Annotated in this window: 1 rRNA gene; it reads left to right on the top strand. The window is 55.6% G+C overall.

Features of this window, described 5'->3' with window-relative positions:
• Window positions 1-1674: ribosomal RNA gene (locus QT231_RS24140) — 23S ribosomal RNA — on the top strand; the annotation flags it as partial.
• Window positions 1675-1697 lie beyond the last annotated feature (23 nt).

The raw sequence follows: 1697 nt of genomic DNA on the forward strand, positions 1-1697 counted from the left end.
GCTGGAGGTATCACGAGTGCGAATGCTGACATGAGTAACGATAAAGGGAGTGAAAAACTCCCTCGCCGGAAGACCAAGGGTTTCTGTTCGACGCTAATCGGAGCAGAGTGAGTCGGCCCCTAAGGCGAGGCCGAAAGGCGTAGTCGATGGGAAACGGGTCAATATTCCCGTACCGGACATGGTTGCGATGGGGGGACGAAGAAGGCTAGGTGAGCCAGGCGTTGGTAGTCCTGGTGAAAGTGAGTAGGCCGAGATCTTAGGAAAATCCGGGATCTTAAAGCCGAGACACGAGATGAACTGACCACGGTCAGGAAGTCACTGATGCCACGCTTCCAGGAAAAGCCTCTAAGCTTCAGATCATGTGCGACCGTACCCCAAACCGACACAGGTGGTCAGGGTGAGAATCCCAAGGCGCTTGAGAGAACTCGGGTGAAGGAACTAGGCAAAATGGTGCCGTAACTTCGGGAGAAGGCACGCCGGCGTAGGGTGAAGAGACTTGCTCTCCTAGCCCGAACCGGTCGAAGATACCAGGTGGCTGCAACTGTTTATTAAAAACACAGCACTCTGCTAACGCGCAAGCGGACGTATAGGGTGTGACGCCTGCCCGGTGCCGGAAGGTTAAATGATGGTGTTAGCCGCAAGGCGAAGCTCTTGATTGAAGCCCCGGTAAACGGCGGCCGTAACTATAACGGTCCTAAGGTAGCGAAATTCCTTGTCGGGTAAGTTCCGACCTGCACGAATGGCGTAATGATGGCCACGCTGTCTCCACCCGAGACTCAGTGAAATTGAAATCGCCGTGAAGATGCGGTGTACCCGCGGCTAGACGGAAAGACCCCGTGAACCTTTACTATAGCTTCACACTGGACGCTGATGTTGCCTGTGTAGGATAGCTGGGAGGCTTAGAAACTCGGACGCCAGTTCGGGTGGAGCCAACCTTGAAATACCAGCCTGGCATCATTGGCGTTCTCACTCAGGTCCGTTATCCGGATCGAGGACAGTGTGTGGTGGGTAGTTTGACTGGGGCGGTCTCCTCCTAAAGAGTAACGGAGGAGCACGAAGGTACCCTCAGCACGGTCGGACATCGTGCAATGAGTGCAAGAGCATAAGGGTGCTTGACTGCGAGACAGACACGTCGAGCAGGTGCGAAAGCAGGTTCTAGTGATCCGGTGGTTCTGTATGGAAGGGCCATCGCTCAACGGATAAAAGGTACTCCGGGGATAACAGGCTGATACCGCCCAAGAGTTCACATCGACGGCGGTGTTTGGCACCTCGATGTCGGCTCATCACATCCTGGGGCTGAAGTCGGTCCCAAGGGTATGGCTGTTCGCCATTTAAAGTGGTACGCGAGCTGGGTTTAGAACGTCGTGAGACAGTTCGGTCCCTATCTGCCGTGGGCGTTGGATGTTTGAGAAGGGCTGCTCCTAGTACGAGAGGACCGGAGTGGACGACCCTCTGGTGTTCCGGTTGTCACGCCAGTGGCATTGCCGGGTAGCTATGGTCGGACGGGATAACCGCTGAAAGCATCTAAGCGGGAAGCCCCCTTCAAGATGAGACATCCCTGAGGCCTAGAGCCTCCTGAAGGGCCCAGCGAGACCAGCTGGTTGATAGGCACGGTGTGGAAGCGCTGCAAGGTGTTGAGCTAACGTGTACTAATGGCCCGTGAGGCTTGACCCTATAACACCCAAGGGGTCTGGTCG

The sequence above is a fragment of the Halomonas sp. SpR1 genome (genome assembly GCF_031010175.1).
Lineage (GTDB): Bacteria > Pseudomonadota > Gammaproteobacteria > Pseudomonadales > Halomonadaceae > Vreelandella.